General features: G+C 67.6%; 16 protein-coding genes. 6 read left to right on the forward strand and 10 right to left on the reverse strand.

Annotated features, from left to right (window positions below; translation table 11 throughout):
* Positions 1-405 precede the first annotated feature (405 nt).
* The 3 genes from pufB (LRA98_RS01825) to def all read left to right on the forward strand — a co-directional run bounded on the left by pufB (LRA98_RS01825) (position 406) and on the right by def (position 1394).
* Positions 406-585, forward strand: coding sequence for a light-harvesting antenna LH1, beta subunit (gene pufB / locus LRA98_RS01825; protein ID WP_011814196.1), 180 nt, complete (start codon positions 406-408; stop codon positions 583-585).
* 14 nt (positions 586-599) lie between these two features.
* On the forward strand, positions 600-815 hold the full coding sequence (locus tag LRA98_RS01830; RefSeq protein WP_238633221.1) for a light-harvesting protein: 216 nt from the start codon (positions 600-602) through the stop codon (positions 813-815).
* Between the two features lie 90 nt (positions 816-905).
* Positions 906-1394, forward strand: coding sequence for a peptide deformylase (gene def, locus LRA98_RS01835; RefSeq protein ID WP_238633220.1), 489 nt, complete (start codon positions 906-908; stop codon positions 1392-1394).
* A gap of 267 nt (positions 1395-1661) precedes the next feature.
* On the opposite strand, the gene pufA is transcribed toward def, so the two are convergent.
* The gene (gene pufA / locus LRA98_RS01840; protein WP_011814199.1) at positions 1662-1856 is read right to left on the reverse strand and encodes a light-harvesting antenna LH1, alpha subunit; all 195 of its coding nucleotides are present in this window, start codon (positions 1854-1856) and stop codon (positions 1662-1664) included.
* A 12-nt stretch (positions 1857-1868) separates the two neighbouring features.
* Complete coding sequence (pufB, locus tag LRA98_RS01845; RefSeq protein WP_011814200.1) at positions 1869-2096, reverse strand: light-harvesting antenna LH1, beta subunit; 228 nt, start codon at positions 2094-2096, stop codon at positions 1869-1871.
* 441 nt (positions 2097-2537) lie between these two features.
* Here pufB (LRA98_RS01845) and LRA98_RS01850 point away from each other — a divergent pair, with 441 nt between their 5' ends.
* Complete coding sequence (locus LRA98_RS01850; RefSeq protein WP_201170500.1) at positions 2538-3407, forward strand: MotY family protein; 870 nt, start codon at positions 2538-2540, stop codon at positions 3405-3407.
* A 51-nt stretch (positions 3408-3458) separates the two neighbouring features.
* Complete coding sequence (locus tag LRA98_RS01855) at positions 3459-3875, forward strand: acyl-CoA thioesterase (protein WP_238633219.1); 417 nt, start codon at positions 3459-3461, stop codon at positions 3873-3875.
* Positions 3876-3890: 15 nt separating this feature from the next.
* Here LRA98_RS01855 and LRA98_RS01860 read toward each other — a convergent pair whose 3' ends face one another.
* The 8 genes from LRA98_RS01860 to LRA98_RS01895 form a co-directional block, all read right to left on the reverse strand.
* Positions 3891-4793, reverse strand: a complete 903-nt coding sequence (locus LRA98_RS01860) for a universal stress protein (protein ID WP_238633218.1) — start codon at positions 4791-4793, stop codon at positions 3891-3893.
* An 11-nt stretch (positions 4794-4804) separates the two neighbouring features.
* Positions 4805-5971 carry a lipocalin-like domain-containing protein gene (locus LRA98_RS01865; RefSeq protein WP_238633217.1) on the reverse strand — a complete coding sequence of 389 codons (1167 nt, stop codon included), beginning with the start codon at positions 5969-5971 and terminating at the stop codon, positions 4805-4807.
* Positions 5964-8495 carry an ABC transporter permease gene (locus LRA98_RS01870; protein WP_238633216.1) on the reverse strand — a complete coding sequence of 844 codons (2532 nt, stop codon included), beginning with the start codon at positions 8493-8495 and terminating at the stop codon, positions 5964-5966. Before LRA98_RS01870 ends, LRA98_RS01865 begins: the two co-directional genes overlap by 8 nt.
* Positions 8492-9151, reverse strand: a complete 660-nt coding sequence (locus tag LRA98_RS01875; protein ID WP_338018538.1) for an ABC transporter ATP-binding protein — start codon at positions 9149-9151, stop codon at positions 8492-8494. Before LRA98_RS01875 ends, LRA98_RS01870 begins: the two co-directional genes overlap by 4 nt.
* A 109-nt stretch (positions 9152-9260) precedes the next feature.
* A complete protein-coding gene (locus tag LRA98_RS01880) occupies positions 9261-9698 on the reverse strand; it encodes a DsrE family protein (RefSeq protein ID WP_238633214.1) in 438 nt (145 codons plus the stop codon).
* Between the two features lie 93 nt (positions 9699-9791).
* Complete coding sequence (locus LRA98_RS01885; protein WP_238633213.1) at positions 9792-10328, reverse strand: response regulator transcription factor; 537 nt, start codon at positions 10326-10328, stop codon at positions 9792-9794.
* A gap of 42 nt (positions 10329-10370) precedes the next feature.
* Positions 10371-11681 carry an ATP-binding protein gene (locus LRA98_RS01890; RefSeq protein ID WP_238633212.1) on the reverse strand — a complete coding sequence of 437 codons (1311 nt, stop codon included), beginning with the start codon at positions 11679-11681 and terminating at the stop codon, positions 10371-10373.
* Between the two features lie 79 nt (positions 11682-11760).
* Positions 11761-12096, reverse strand: a complete 336-nt coding sequence (locus LRA98_RS01895) for an ArsR/SmtB family transcription factor (protein WP_238633211.1) — start codon at positions 12094-12096, stop codon at positions 11761-11763.
* 126 nt (positions 12097-12222) lie between these two features.
* On the opposite strand from LRA98_RS01895, the gene LRA98_RS01900 reads away from it, so the two are divergent.
* Entirely contained in the window at positions 12223-14820 is a 2598-nt protein-coding gene (locus tag LRA98_RS01900; protein WP_238633210.1) for an efflux RND transporter permease subunit, read from the forward strand.
* Position 14821 lies beyond the last annotated feature (1 nt).

Consider the following 14821-nt stretch of genomic DNA (forward strand, 5'->3'; position numbering starts at 1 on the left):
CCATCGAGCGGTGTTTCCACCGGATATTCGAAAGCCTCCTCAGGCCGCGCCCGCCGGGATTTTCCGGGCGAATATCGATTCAAATCCCCGGTTTTTCGATAAAACCGCTCCAGCGGCTCCCGTGGCCGCCAACGGCGGCGACCGATAACGATTGGGCAAATCGCCGCACACCCTTCACAAACGGGCAGTTGGCGCGTACTTATACGTTTTTCTGCAGTAGCCGCGCAGGGTGGCGCGGCAAGGCAGCGCACCCCGTGCGGCACCGCGCCCCCGAGCGTTGACCGCCACCCGCCCTTCTTGTTTATCTAACCCTGCGACATTTGGATGGTGCCCGCTCCATCTCCGGTCCGGTTGATTGGGCGGGTGGTTCGGAGGCTAACGCCTTTCATAAAAGGAGTAGCTACTATGAGAGATCGCGACGATTTCGTGGACTTCGACGACCCGAACAGGGTCTGGCCGTCCGGGCTGACCCTGCCGGAGGCGGAAGAGCTGCACAGCTACGTGCTGGACGGCGCGCGCATCTTCTTCGGCATCGCCGTGGTTGCGCACGTGCTGGCTTTCGCCTACTCGCCGTGGCTCGGTTAAGGGAGGATTAACACATGAACCAGGCTCGCATTTGGCTCGTAGTCAAGCCCAGCGTCGGTCTCCCGCTGCTGCTGGGTGTGGTCCTGCTGATCGCCCTGCTGGTGCACGGCGCGATCCTGACGAACACCGACTGGTATCCCAGCTACTTCCAGGGCAACGCCGCGGCCGAGATCCCGGCCTCGGAGATTGCCGAGAGCGACGCGCTGGCAACGCGCGAGTCGATGGTGTAAATCCGCCTGCGCGGATAGCAGCCCATTGACGGCTCGACACTGGGGCGGGGTCTGCGGATCTCGCCCCTTTTTTTCTCCTTAGGACCCCCCATGGCCAAGCTAAACATCCTTGAGCACCCCGACCCCCGTCTGCGGGAACCCTCGGCACCGGTGGAGACCTTCGACCAGGAACTCCGTGAGCTGGTCGACGACATGATCGAGACCATGCGCGCCGCCTCCGCCATCGGACTGGCGGCCCCGCAGGTGGATGTCCGCCGGCGCATTATCGTCTGCTGCGCCGATCCGGAACAGACACCGCGCGTATTCATCAATCCGGAGATCACCGGCAGCAGCCTGCCCGGTTACATCGAGGAGCGTTGCCTCTCGGTCCCCGGTCGGCAAGGCCTTGTGGTGCGCCCCACCCGGATCAGTGTCCGCGCTCAGGACACCAGCGGTGAGCGGTTCCACTGCAAGCTGGAGAACCTGGAGGCCGTCTGCCTGCACCACGAGGTCGACCACCTGGACGGCACCCTGTTCATCGACCGACTCTCTTTCTGGCAACGGCTGCGGATGCGCGCCGGCCGCCTCCTTCGCCGCTAGCGGGCACCACACAGACGCCATACAGGCGCTCGCTGGGCAAGGAATGGGTGCCCGGACGTGTAGGCGCCCGGGCACCGCGCTTGGCTGGTGGGGGCCGGCATAGAAGACCTCCCCCAGAGGAGACAGGAGACTGGTGCGGACACACAAAGAAAAACGGGGCATATGCCCCGTTTTTCTTCACAACCTGCCGCGTCCGGCAGGCTCCCTGGGAGGAACCTCTCCCACTCCGAGAGAGCGGGAGAGCCTCCTACCTTCCGGGAGCGGGTGTCAGACCTGCCGCGGGGGCAGAGCGGACACCTCTTCAGCGGACTCGCTCACCGAGCTGACCGCAGCACCGCCAACCCAGTTGAACCGGTCGGTGCTGAGCAGGATGAAGTGAATCACCAGGGCCAGCACGGCCAGCCAGGAGAAGATGCCGATCAGGACGCGGCGCGGATCGTAAAGCTTCCAGAGTCTCCACATGGTTCTATCTCCTTAACCAGCAAGCGGCGCGATTTGGGAAACAGCGGCGGTCACGTTGTGAACACCCTCGATGACGGAGCCGTAGCCCTCGGCACCGGGGATCCACGGACGCCAGGCCCAAGCGAGGAAGTGGGCCACGACGGCCACCGCCGTGAAGATCAGGAAGCTCTGCATGAAGATGCTGTGGAACTCCTTAGCTTCCTCATCGCTAAGGCCCGTCAGCGACATGTTATCGGCCATACGTTTCGTCCTCCGTTCAGCGTTTCAGCCGGTACCGCGCTCTACCCCCGCGCGGTAGGGGGTGGTCGCCCACGCTAACGTGGGACTTCCCGTGCAGCCGGCACCTGGGTGCCGACCTTCCTCAAAGCGCTGGGTCGGTACGCTGGGCCCGCCCAGTCTTCGAGGTTCGTTCGTGTGCCGAGCCCTTGCCTATCTGGTCCAGCGCTCGACCTCCACGATGACCTAAACACTAACGCAGGAATGGGGGCGCTGTGTGGTGGCGTATAACCGCACCCCTGTACCCCCTTGTGGAATCCCTTTCCCTCCACTTCAGTTTCCCGCGCAAATGCCGATATGGTGGACATGATGAATCATCGTACCCGGACCCTTGCAATCGTTTTCGCCTGCGCTGCGGCAATTTGCGTAAGCGCCGGGGCTGTCAGTGGGCAGCAGACGCACCGCATGGACCCGCATGGCGCGCAATGGCACGCCTTCGAGGGGCGTTCCGGGTGCCATATGGCCCACGAAATCCCCGGAAAAGGGGTGGCCTTAATCAGCTACCGGCATGACGGTCGACAGTATCTGAGTTTCTTCGCCAATCGCCCTCCCCGGGAAGAAATCGAGGGGGATCTTTATATTGGCGAGCCAGCCTGGGGCGGGGATCGGCGCCGCCATGTCGAGCCGGTGCGTCTGCACCCGGACACGCGGACACTGCGTTTCAGCCGCCGGACGACGCAGTGGCTACTCGACGCCCTGCGCGACGGGCGCGAGCCACAGATCCGCTACGAGGCCGGATACAGCGGGGAGCTGATCGAGATCGGGCTGACCCCGGCCGCCTTCCAGCGGGCGCTCGGCCACTACCGCGAGTGCATCGCCCGTCATGAGCGCGTCGACGCCGGCACCGCCACCCGCGGCCAGGTTATCCCTGGCCGCACCGGCGAACCCATGGCGGACAGTGACGGCCCAACCTGGGAGGGCAACCTCCCGCGCCTGCCACGCGGGCCGCGCACCGAGGTCTACTTCGCCACGGGCAGCGACGACCTCACCCGCAACGCTCTAGACGAGATCCGGCGGTTCGTCCGCGCCGTCGAGGACAACCCGCACTGGGGCGTGGTGCTATCCATCGGCTATGCGGATACGCGGGGCAGTCCGGAGATCAACGAGCAACTTGCCGAAGCGCGCGCTGCGGCGGTCCGGGACGAGCTAGTGCACCTCGGCCTACCCGAGGACCGGATCGAGATCGAGGCGCGGCTTATCGACGAGGACAACGCTGAACAGGACATCCACGAGCTGGCGAGCAACCGCCGCGTGGAGCTGCGGACGGCCCTCTAGCCACCCGTCTTGTGCTGGCGATGGCAACCGCCGATCCTTATGATCGCCACCATGACGATCGAACTGCCCGAGCATCTGCCCTTCGCCACCGAGCTTTCGGTGCGCATCACCGACGTCAACTACGGCGGCCACCTGGGCAACGACGCCCTAGTCTCCCTGCTCCACGAGGCCCGGGTGGGTTTTCTGGCCCACTACGGCTTCAGTGAGGGGGACTGTGGCGGAGCCGGTATCGTCATCAGCGAGCTGGAGGTAGCGTACCGGGCCGAGGCTTTCCACGGCGACGCCCTGACCATCGCCGTCGGCGCCGGCGCGATCGGACGTAGTAGGGCCGAACTCTTCTACCGCGTCGAGCGCCCGGCAGACGCCAAGGAGGTCGCCCGTGCCCGGACGACCATCGCCTTCTTCGACTACACCGCACGCCGGCCGCGCCGCACCCCGGAGCCCTTCCGCGAGGCCCTCAGCACCTGAGATCCGCGCCGGCGCTCAGCCCTCGCCGCTGGTCAGCAGGACATCGCGCTCGCTCTCGTGGGCGACACGGCGGGCAACGCTACCGAGCAGGGCACCCTGCCAGCGGGAGAGGCCCCGCGTCCCCATGGCAACCAGATCGACATCCGCCTCCTCGGCGAATTGACGGATCACCGTCGCCGGATCGCCGCCGCGGGCCTCGAAGTGGTCTACGCGATCCCGCACCGGCAACTCGTCCACGAGGCGACCCAGGGCCTCGGCGGTCTGCTGCCGCCCGTCCTGCAGGGCCGCCTGGAGCTCTGTAGCAGCCCCCTCGCCCGCCCCGTAGATCCGCTCCAGCGGTGTCGTATCGTGAACGCCGAGCAGCTGCAGCGCGGCGTCCGGGGCCAGGCGGGCGGCCGCTTCGACAGCGTGTCGCGAGCGTCCGGACCCGTCCACGGCCACCAGAACCCGCTGGTAACCGCCCTGCGGCGGGCGCTTGACCACCAGGATAGGCCCGGCGCGCTCGTGGGCCAGGCGCTCCGCGGTTGCGCCGAGGAACAGATCCCGTACCACGCGCCTCCCGTGGGCACCAATCGTGACCAGATCGGCTCCCCACTCCCGCGCCTCTGCAGCGATCTCCGCCGCACCACGTCCCCACCGGCAACCGACCGACCACGCCGGGTCCGCCCCACCGCCGGCGATGGCACTGAGCTGCTCGTTAATTCGCGCCTCACTGGCCCGCTCCAGCTCACGGGTCGCCTGCTGCGCGCCGCCGCCCTGCTCGCGGAACAGCAGGCGCAAGGTCTCCTCCTCGAGATCGGCCTCGATGACGTGCAGGGCCCGCAGTTCAGCCCCGTGCAAGCGAGCCAGATCCAGACTGCGCTGCGCCGCTGCCTCGGTCCGTTCGCTGAGATCGGTGGCATATAGGATCTTGCGCACGACTCCCCCTCCTAATCGACGTAGCCAGTCAGTTCCGCATAGCCGACCGCGCTCACCGGGCGGCCGGCAGCCTCGCCACGACCGCGCAGCGCACCCTCCCAGTATCGAAACCCGTCGCGCAGCTCCTGATCCGCCAGCACAGGCTCGAGCTCCAGGGTCAACTCCTCCTCCGGGTATTCTAGCCGCCAGCGCGCCGGGTAGGTGGCCTCGCCGTCAGGGCTGGTCCAGTGCTCGAGCACCTCGAGGTGCACGTCGTCTCGAGTGACCACGCGGTGACGACCATCGGCCTCCACCCAGCCGCCCTTGCTTCTCGGATCGATGCTGCCATCTTCCCGGCGCAAGTGATAGAACATCAGTTCGCGGTCATCGTCGAGCTGAATCGAGAACCAGTCCCATCCGGTCTGCTCCTCACTCAGGGTGCTGCTGCCCCACTCCCGATCGATCCAGGCGCTCCCCGAGACCGTGTGCTCGCCGCCGGGGACCGCCAGACGCCCAGCCGCCTGTAGCCGAGGGAGCGTGTAGTAGTAGGAGGCGTTACCGGGGTCGTCGCCCTTGCGGCTGTAGCCGTCCTCGCCCTGGAACACCATCGGCTTGCGCGCCCGCAGATCCAGTTCCAGCTCGACCCCCTCGGCCTCGAGCCGGGTCCGCAACCGGTTCAGCCCCTGGCCTGGCGCACCGCGGACTTCCCAGTCCTCCAACCACACCCGGAACGGGTCGGGTCGGGCCCCAGCCAGGCCGACAGCGCCCCGCGCCAGCCGCTCGAAGTGGTGGAAGGTCTCCCCCTCGGTGTCCGTCACGGCGAAGTGGGCCATCCACAACTGATTGGTCCCCCAGGCCGAACGGCGCGGGGCCGGCTCGGGGGACAGGGCGAAACGGAAGAAGGTGACCTGGAATCCGAAGTGACGACCGTCCTCGTCGAACACATTGCCCGTGATATACCACCATTCGTGACGGTAGTCGGGGTGCGGCCCGTGATCCCGGGGAAAGACCAGCGGCCGCGGCCCCAAGGCCCGGGCGAAGCCCTGCGCATCCTGTTCGCCGGAGAGCGCCCCGGCAACCGTGACCCCCTGCTGCCCGGCTGCGCCGTTTTGCTCCGGCGGATCCGTGCACCCGGCCAGCAGCAAGACCGTGACGACAGCCACGCCGCCGCGGAGTAGCCTGCCGAGTCGCTCAGCCATCCTCACGCATCGCCTCCCCCGGGGGTACTCTGGCTGCACGGTAGGCGGGATAGAGCCCGGCGAGCAAGGCGGCCACGGTCGCCAGGGCCACGGCCTGTGCCAGCACTGCCGGATCCACCTGGAACTGCAGGCTCCAGCCAAACGCGCGCTGGTTGATCACGTCGGTCAGGGCAAGTGCCAGGGCAAGGCCCGGCACGATGGCCAGAACGCCGGCAAACGCACCCAGCAATCCCGTGCGGGCCAGTTCCAGCGTCCAGACCTGCGCCGGCGTCAGTCCCAAGGCACGCAGGACCGCCACCTCGCCACTGCGCTCCAGTGCGAGCGCCAGCAGAGCACCGAAGACGCCGACAGCCGCGACGATGGTGGCCAGCAACTGCAGAACCCGCGTCACGGCGAAGGTGCGGTCGAACACCTCAAGCGACAGGCGCCGAATCTCGGCATCGGAGCGGAAGGTGAGCACTCCGGCCTCGTCACCGGTGGCCTCGCGCAGCGCAGCGATCAGGGCGTCGGTGTCGATCCCCGCCCCGGCGTGGACGGCCAGGCCGTCGACGGCGTCGTCCTGCCAGTGCTCGTCGTAGAACCCCCGCGCCACGAACACAGCACCCTGACTCGTCGTGTAGTCGTGAACCACGGCGAGCACCGGGAGGTGCCGCTCGCCGGCGGGCGTCCGGATGGCCACCCGATCGCCGACCTCGAGATTGTGGTGGGCAGCGAAGGGCTCGGTGATGTAGGCACCCTCTCCCCGCTCGAAACGGTCCCAGGCCGCCGGCCCCCGCTCCTTGTACGCCATGCCGGCATCACCAACCGGACCGTGATCAAAGGCACGGAGCTGGATCTCGCCGAACTCGGAGGGAACCCGCAACTGGCGCGAGGTCGCCACCGACTCGACCCCTTCTACTTCGGCCAAACGCTCGTGCAGCTGCGGCGGCAACTCCGGCGGCGGCTCGCCGGTCTGGGACGGGGCGCTGACATAGACATCCGCCGACAGCGTGCTGTCCAACCAGGTAGCCAGGCTGCCGCGGAAGCTGTCGATCATGACGGTCACCCCGATGACCGCCGTCACCGCAACCACCAGCGCCACGGCCGCCACCCCGCTGCGCGACAGCCCGGCCGCCACGCCCCGCGCGGCCATGCGTCCCGGCGCCCCGAGCAGCCAACCGGCCGGACCGGCAAGCGCGTCGGCCAGCCCTCCCACGGCCCAGGGCACCAAGAGCGCAGCACCGACCAGCAGGGCAAAGACGCCACCGAAACCCACCACCAGGCCGCCGCTGCCACCCCACAGGAGACCGACTCCGGCGGCACCGAGCAACAGCCCGCCCCCGGCCAGCGGGCGCACCCAGCGACGTGCACGCCCCTCCAGCGTGGCGCGGTCCAAGGCCGTGCGCGGGGCAACCGAGGCAGCTTCCCAGGCCGGCGCGGGGGCCGCCAGTGCGGCCGCCACCACCCCCAGCGCCGCGGCCATGAAAAGCGCCGTGGGTGCAAGCGCAACCTCACGGACGTTATGGACGAAGTAGAGGTCGGTGATGGTCCGTGTCACGAGTTCGAGCAATCCGTCAGCCAGCAGGTAGCCGAGGGGCAGACCCGCCAGCGTTCCGGCGATCCCGAGCACGACCCCCTCGGTAACCACCGCGCGGAACAGCCGCCCGCGACCGACTCCGAGGGCTCGCAGCCGACCGATCAACGCCCGGCGCTGGACCACGGAGAAGGAGATTGCGTTGTAGATGAGCAGCGCGCCCACCAGCAGGGCCAGCAAGCTGAAGGCGGTCAGGTTGAGGCGAAAGGCCGCTGTCATTTCGTCGAGGGCAGCCGCGCCTTCCTGGGCCTCGCCGATCACTGCGCCATCGGGCAGTAATTCCTGCACGCGAGCCAGGCGAACCGCTCCGGCTGCTCCCTCGGGGATCACCAGATCGATGCGGTCGAGGCGCCCGAGCCGGTCGAGCAGTTCCTGAGCGGTGGCCACGTCCACTACGACGGTATCCCGCAGCCCCTCAGCGGTCAGGCGATCCGGAGCCTCAACCACCGCAGCCACCTCCAGCCGGTGCTCGCGCCCGGCGACCTCCACCGCCAAGGGGTCTCCCTCAGTCACCCCCAGCCGCCGCGCATCGTCCCGGAAGAGCACCACCAGATCGTCCCGATCGAGCCAGAGGGCAGCATCCACCGCACGAGCGGCACCGGCTACCGCCTCGCGGACCCCCGACTCGGCCCAGGGATCGATGCCGAGCACTCGCAACGGCCCGTCCGGACCTGTGACGTGTCCTTCGACCACCGGGGTCGAGGGGCGAATACCGGCATGCCGCAACCGGGTGTAAAGGCTTTCCTCCACCCCGGCGGTGCCGGCCGTGATCCGGTGGGTAGCCTGCCCGGTGAGGGCCTCCGCCGAACGCGTGAATGCCCGCTCCGAGGAGGCGTTGGCGAGTTCGACGGCAACGACCACCGCCACCCCGAGCGCCACGCCGAGGATCGCCAGCGCCGCCTGCCAGGGGTGGCGCAGGTGATGGCGCCATCCAGCCCGGGCCAGGATCACGCTGCAGACACCTCATCGAGCAGGCCACCCTGCAGTGCAACCACCCGATCGGCGGCGGCCGCCACCTCGCTGGCGTGGGTTGCGATCAGGGCGGTCATGCCACGCTCACGGCGGAGCTCATTGAACAACCCGAGTACGGTTCGGGCCGTCTCCCTGTCGAGGCTGCCCGTGGGCTCGTCGGCGAGGAGAAGCCCGGGGCCGTGCACCAGGGCCCGGGCGACGGCAACCCGCTGCCGCTCGCCGCCGGAGAGGTGTTCCGGGAAGGTGCCCTCCCGTCCCTGCAGTCCGACGCGCTCCAGCAGCGCCCGGGCGTGGCGCCTTCCGTCCCGATCCAGGGCCCCATTGAGCTCCAGCGGAAGGAGCAGATTCTCGAGCACGGTCAGCGTCGGGACGAGATTGAGCTGTTGAAAGATGAAACCGAGATGACGGCGCCGGAAGAGCGTTCGGGCGGTTTCGTCCAGCCTCGCCAGATCCATGCCGTCGAACCTCAGCGCCCCGCGATCCGGTGCCTCCATGGCCCCGATCAGGTTGAGCAGCGTGGATTTGCCCGAGCCGCTCGGACCGATCACGGCCACGGATTCGCCGCGACGGATGGCCAGATCCAGATCCTCGAGGACCAGGCGCACGCCCCCGCCCTCCGGGTAGCCCTTGCACACGCCCTGCAACTGGATCAGCAGATCCTGCGCGGACCGCTCCGCACCGCCCTGCGCCGGCGATCGCGGCGGCTGCCGGCCCTTCGTCGGGCAGGGGCCGGCAGCCTGGCCGTCAGTTGGAGAAGTGGCGGACACTCGGGTCAGCCATGTACTCGGCCACCTCCGGCGCCTCCGCCACACCGACGCCCTCGATCAGGTCGTCCTCGGTGTAGTCGGTGTTGGGCAGGAAAATGGCGCAGACCTCGACCTGAACGCCTTCATCGATCAGGTTGCGCATCATCTGCTGCGGATTGGCACCGGCCGGCTCCAGGGCATCGGCCGAGTAGTCGTCCGTGGCCATCTCGGCCCCGGGGCCGCAGAGCAGGATGCGTGGTTCCTGGCCCTGCTGCATACCCTGGGTGGCGAGGATCATGGACATGCCTTGGGTCTGCAGATCGTCAGAGGTCACGCTGACGAACAGCTTGTCCGGGCCGTGACCGTCGGCCTGGGCCAGCCCTACCCCGGCAGCGGCCATTGCGGCCCCTGCCAAAACCTTGTTAAAAGCTCGCATCTGGGCATCGCTCCTTGAGTTCACGGATCGGGTCGCTCGGCGACCCTCCCCGGAACATATCGGAGCATTCACGCCCGTGCAAACAGCGCGCGACTATTGCTTGACCGGTCGCTTGCTGAGCTTGCGCTGCAGCGTGCGCCGATGGATCCCGAGTGCCCGGGCCGCCGCCGAGATGTTGCCGTCGTGCTCGTTGAGCACCCGCTGGATCTGCTCCCACTCCAGCCGCCGCAGCGACATCGGCTTCTGCGGGGGCTTTTCCGGCTCTGCAGTGGGTTTGCCCTCCAGGGTGGCAAGCACGGTGTCCGCGTCCGTGGGCTTGGGCAGGTAGTTGTAAGCCCCGCGCTTGATAGCCTCCACGGCGGTGGGGATGCTGGCATACCCGGTCAGTACCAAGATGCGTGCCTGCGGCAGCGCATCCCGAAGTGGCTCGACCAGGTTCAGTCCGGAGTGCTCGCCGAGCTTCAGATCCAGCACCACGTACTGCGGCTGCTGACTGCGCGCCTTTTGCAAGGCGGTCTCCGGCTCTTCTGCCGAATCCACCTGACAGCCCCGGCGCGAGAGCGAGCGCCCCAGCACCTGGGAGAACGTCATATCGTCATCGATGATCAGAATCGATGGCCCGTTCAACATGGTCTACCTCCTCTCCTCCTCAAGCCTCACCGGCTCCCTCCCTCATTCAACGCCGCGGTTGTTGTCCGCCCGCAGCAGCTCGAGGGAGACTTCGATCCTCGTTCGCGCACCCTGGCCCTTCGGCGAATCCATCAGGGTGACGCTCCCGCCGAAACGATCCACCGTGGCGTTGGCCAGCACCAGCCCGATGCCCATGCCCGACGGCTTCGTTGTCTGGACCACCCGGCCGGCATGGCGCACTCGCTCGGAATCGAGGCCGGTGCCCTCGTCGTCGATGACCAGGGTCAGCCTTTCGCCGTCGCTGCTGATCGAGACCTCGACCCCGCTGCGGTGATTCTCCAAAGACGCCTCGGCGGCGTTGTTCAGCAGGTTGAGCAGCGCATGCATGAGGGTCGGATCCTGGCTGATCTCGACGTCCACGAAAGGCTCCTGGTACGCCACGCTCGGCTCGATCTTCGGGTGCATCAGGCGCCAAGTATCCACGATACGCGCCACATGCCGCTGCAGAGAGACCGTGCGCCCGCCCTGATCGCTCCCGGCTGCGCCCGCGTCCTTCAGATCTTCCAGCGTTTCCTTGCACACCGCAAGCTGCGAATGCAGCAGCTCGAGATCCTGCTGCAGCTCGGTATCGTCCCGGCGTTCCTGGCGCAACTCGTCGACGACCATGGACATCGTCGACAACGGCGTGCCCAGCTGATGGGCGGCCCCGGCGGCCACCGTGCCAAGGGCCACGATCTGCTCGTTGCGCAGGGTATGCTCCCGGGCCCTGGAGAGGCGCCAGTCCTGGCGGCGCAGCACCGAAGACATGAAACGGACAAACACCGTGATCATCCATGCAGAGATCACGAAGTTCACCCACATGCCGATCATGTGCAGGTTGAAATCCCCGCCGATGATCGGGTGGGGCCCGTCCATGGGCAGATAGACCGCCAGCAGCAGGCCGTAGAGCACGACGCAGAGGATCGCCACCACCAGCGCCAGATTGGCCGGCATGGCGACGGCGGACAGCGCAACCGGGACGAGGTAGAGGGAGACGAACGGGTTCGAGGGCCCCCCGGTGAGCCCGAGCAGCACCGTCAGTGCCACGACATCGATGAGGACGTTGAACACGACCTCCGACTGGGAGATCTGCTCGGGGGTGTTGCGCAAACGCCAGAAAGCGAAGACGTTCCACGACGCCAGAACGGTGATGGTCAGCAGCAGGGGCACCAGCGGCAGGGTCAGGCCCAGTCCGAAGTGGACGAAGAGGACGGTGATCATCTGCCCTGTGGTGGCGGTGATGCGCATCCACGCCAGGATGCGTACCGCCTGGGCGGGCTCGAAACGCGGCACGCCCTCCTTTCCTGCGGCCATGTTGTTCGCCTTCTGTCGACCCGTCGATGGCGGCTCAGTCTAACAGGTAAGCGCGATCCACCGGACAGGCCCGCGGCGGTCAGGTCGCGCCGGACGGCCCGTGCGGGGTCGCCGAGCGCATGCGGCCATCGACGCCGCAGACGGCATCACACAGATCGAACACGTGCGGGGCGGCAATCGCGAAGTAGGCCAACGTACCGCAGCTGCGCCGTCGAACCAGCCCGTGCTGGCGCAGCACGGCCAGATGCCGGGAGATGTTCGGCTGCGACGAGCCGGTCAGCGCTACCAGCTCGCCGACGCTCTTCTCGCCGTCGCGCAGGGCGTGGAGCAGCTGCAAGCGCAGCGGCTCACCCAGAGCCCGGAACTGAGCCGCAATGAACGCCAGGGTCTCCGCGTCCGGTTCCGAATGTGCCATGCCCATGACCTCGCTTTTCGCAGTGCGCCGGCCCGACGCAGGGCCTCATTGATGCGTGAACTCTAATATGCGTATACTCTCATATTACGGCGCTTGAATGCGAGCAGATCGAAAAGGGAGTTCCCGATGGGCGAGAGGCTGGCACGCTGGTGCGTCGACCACCGGCGATGGATCTTCGCGGCGATGGCTCTGCTGGTGATCACCCTGGGCGCCCTGATCCCGCGCATCCAGATCGATACCGACCCCGAGAACATGCTCCCGGCAGACCAGGCCGACCGCGTGCTCCACGACCAGGTCCAGGAGCAGTTCAACCTTCACGACATGATCGTCGTCGGCCAGGTCAACGACGACCACTCCGAGGGTGTCTTCAACCCGGACTCCCTCGCCGCCCACTACCAGCTCACCCGGGCTATCGAGCAGATCGACGGCGTCGTCCGGCGTGATCTGCTCTCCATGGCCGCCGTGGACAATGTCGAGCAGGCGGCACCGGGGACCATCGACTACGACTGGCTGATCCCGGCGCCACCGGAGAGCCAGGAGGAGGCCGACCGCATCCGCGCCGCCGTGGAGCGGCTGCCCATGTACCAGGGCACGCTCGCCTCCGAGGACGGCACCGCGGCGGGCATATTCGTGCCCATCGAGAGCAAGGATCACAGCCACCGCATCGCCGCCGAGATCCGCGCCGCAGCCGAGGCGATCGGCGTCGAGGACGAGCTCCACATCACCGGGCAGCCCGTCGCCCAGGACACCTTCGGCGTGGAGATGTTCCAGCAGATGGCCGTCTCGGCACCGCTGGCCGGGCTGATCATCTTCCTGGTGATGCTCTTTTTCTTCCGCAACATCCCGCTGGTCATCGCCCCCATGCTCCTGGCCCTGACCACGGTCATCGCCACCATGGGACTGCTCATCGGCACCGGCTTCACGGTGCACATCATGAGCTCGATGATCCCCATCTTCCTCATGCCCATCGCCGTGGTCGCCTCCATCCACGTGCTGTCGAACTTCGCCGACCGCTACCGACCCGGTGACGACCCGCGTGCGGTGATGGCCGGCGTCATGGAGCGGCTCTACAAGCCGGTGCTGTTCACCGCCCTGACCACCGGCGTCGGCTTCGCCTCGCTGATGTTCACGCCGATCCCGCCGGTGCAGGTCTTCGGCGGCTTTATCAGCTTCGGCGTGCTGCTCGCCCTGGTGCTGACTCTGACCTTCATCCCGGCCTATGTCGGCAGCCTCTCGCGCAAGAACCTCGATCGCATGGCCGAGCGGGTCCGGCGCCAGCAGAACGACACGGAAGGATCCCGCATGTGCGCGGTGCTCGACGCCACCGGCCGCCTGGCCGTGCGCGGCCGCGCCTGGATCGTGGGCGGACTGGTGGGCCTGGTGGCCATCGCGGTCTTCGGCATCACCCAGATCCAGATCAACGACAATCCAACCCGCTGGTTCAAGGCCAACCACGATATCCGTGTCGCCGACGAGGTCCTCAATGACCGATTCGCCGGGACCTACGAGGCGTACATCCGGCTGCGCCAGACCGGCCTCGAGGAGGTCGCCGAGCGGCTCGATGCCGAGGCTCAGGCGATCCTCGAGGCGGCCGAAGCCGAGGGATACGACCTGGCGGAGCGCTGGGATCGGCTGCAGGCCGAGACGACCGACGAGGGCCCGATCGGCGACCGCATGGAGGCACTGGCCACCGAGATCGATGACCTGCTCTTCGAGGTGGATCGCGACGAGGCCGAGCACTGGGAGGACCTGCTCGACGCCGTCGAGGCGGCCCGGACCGAGACCCGTGCCTTCCAGAGCCCGGAGCACCTGGGCTGGATCATCGATCTGCAGGAGCACCTCGTGGGGGCCGGCGTGGTCGGCAAGGCGAACTCGCTGGCCGATCTGGTCCGTACTGTCAACCGGGAGCTGATCAGCGGCGAGCCGGAGGACTACCGCCTGCCCGGGACCTCCGGCGGCGTCTCCCAGGCGATCCTGAGCTTCCAGGGCTCCCACCGCCCCCACGACCTGTGGCGCTTCGTGACCCCGGACTACACCGAGGCCAACGTCTGGCTCCAACTGCCCAGCGGCGACAACCAGGACATGGCCCGGGTGCTCGAGGCCGTGGACCGTTTCGTCGCCGACCAGCCGCCGCCGGAAGGCGTCGAGCTAGACTGGGCCGGCGCCACCTACATCAATCTGGTCTGGCAGGGCGAGATGGTCGAGGGGATGCTCTTCGCCCTGCTCTCCGCCTTCGCGGTGGTGCTGGTGATGATGATCGCCCTATTCCGCTCCCTGACACTGGGCCTGCTGGCGATGCTCCCGCTGACGGTCACCATCGCCTTCATCTACGGGGTCATGGGGCTGGTGGGCAAGGACTACGACATGCCGGTGGCGGTGCTCTCGTCGCTGTCTATCGGGTTGTCGGTGGACTTCGCCATCCACTTCATCCAGCGCCTGCGCATGGCCCTGGAGCAGACCGGCGAGTGGCGCAGCGCCTTGACCCAGGTCTTCCGCGAGCCAGCCTGCGCCATCACCCGCAACGCCATCGTCATCGCCGTGGGCTTCCTGCCCCTGCTGGCAGCCCCGCTGGTGCCGTACATCACCGTCGGCACCTTCCTAGCCAGCATCATGGCCGCCTCGGCGCTGGTGACCCTGCTGGCGCTGCCGGCGATCATCAGCTTCGCCCCCGGCCTCTTCTTCCCCCACGCCCGGCAACCGGCGCAACCGCAACAGGAGGTGTAAG

Source organism: Halorhodospira sp. M38 (genome assembly GCF_022227985.1).
Lineage (GTDB): Bacteria > Pseudomonadota > Gammaproteobacteria > Nitrococcales > Halorhodospiraceae > Halorhodospira > Halorhodospira halophila_A.

Coding starts and splice junctions, on each gene's coding strand:
- pufB (WP_011814196.1), top strand. CDS start 406: ATGAGAGATCGCGACGATTTCGTGGACTTCGACGACCCGAACAGGGTC.
- LRA98_RS01830 (WP_238633221.1), top strand. CDS start 600: ATGAACCAGGCTCGCATTTGGCTCGTAGTCAAGCCCAGCGTCGGTCTC.
- def (WP_238633220.1), top strand. CDS start 906: ATGGCCAAGCTAAACATCCTTGAGCACCCCGACCCCCGTCTGCGGGAA.
- pufA (WP_011814199.1), bottom strand. CDS start 1,856: ATGTGGAGACTCTGGAAGCTTTACGATCCGCGCCGCGTCCTGATCGGC.
- pufB (WP_011814200.1), bottom strand. CDS start 2,096: ATGGCCGATAACATGTCGCTGACGGGCCTTAGCGATGAGGAAGCTAAG.
- LRA98_RS01850 (WP_201170500.1), top strand. CDS start 2,538: ATGGACCCGCATGGCGCGCAATGGCACGCCTTCGAGGGGCGTTCCGGG.
- LRA98_RS01855 (WP_238633219.1), top strand. CDS start 3,459: ATGACGATCGAACTGCCCGAGCATCTGCCCTTCGCCACCGAGCTTTCG.
- LRA98_RS01865 (WP_238633217.1), bottom strand. CDS start 5,971: ATGGCTGAGCGACTCGGCAGGCTACTCCGCGGCGGCGTGGCTGTCGTC.
- LRA98_RS01880 (WP_238633214.1), bottom strand. CDS start 9,698: ATGCGAGCTTTTAACAAGGTTTTGGCAGGGGCCGCAATGGCCGCTGCC.
- LRA98_RS01885 (WP_238633213.1), bottom strand. CDS start 10,328: ATGTTGAACGGGCCATCGATTCTGATCATCGATGACGATATGACGTTC.
- LRA98_RS01890 (WP_238633212.1), bottom strand. CDS start 11,681: ATGGCCGCAGGAAAGGAGGGCGTGCCGCGTTTCGAGCCCGCCCAGGCG.
- LRA98_RS01895 (WP_238633211.1), bottom strand. CDS start 12,096: ATGGCACATTCGGAACCGGACGCGGAGACCCTGGCGTTCATTGCGGCT.
- LRA98_RS01900 (WP_238633210.1), top strand. CDS start 12,223: ATGGGCGAGAGGCTGGCACGCTGGTGCGTCGACCACCGGCGATGGATC.